The organism is Pseudomonas sp. BJa3, assembly GCF_026343815.1.
GTDB lineage: Bacteria > Pseudomonadota > Gammaproteobacteria > Pseudomonadales > Pseudomonadaceae > Aquipseudomonas > Aquipseudomonas soli.
Map to the genome: position 1 here is coordinate 1 of NZ_JAOXMC010000220.1, position 269 is coordinate 269.

General features: G+C 63.9%; 1 pseudogene. It reads right to left on the bottom strand.

What is annotated here, in order from left to right:
• Positions 1 to 191, bottom strand: a pseudogene (locus OH705_RS27495) (cell invasion protein SipB); the annotation flags it as partial.
• Between the last annotated feature and the right edge of the window lie 78 nt (positions 192 to 269).

Below are 269 nucleotides of genomic sequence, written 5' to 3' on the forward strand. Positions count from 1 at the left end.
AGGGCCTGCACCAGGGTCGGCAGCATCTTGCTGATCATCTCGCCGATCTTCGCCGCGACCTTGGAGATGACCGGCCCCAGCACCGCGCCAGCGCCCATCGCCGCCAGGGCCACGGCACCGATGGTGGCGACGATGCCGGCAATCATCCCGCCGATCTCGGCAATGCGCTGCGCCGTCTTTTCGCTGAACACCCCCAAGCCTTTGAGCGCTTCGGCGTAGAGGTGGGTAAACAGCTTGATCGCCTATTGCACGACCTTCATCAGCGGTTT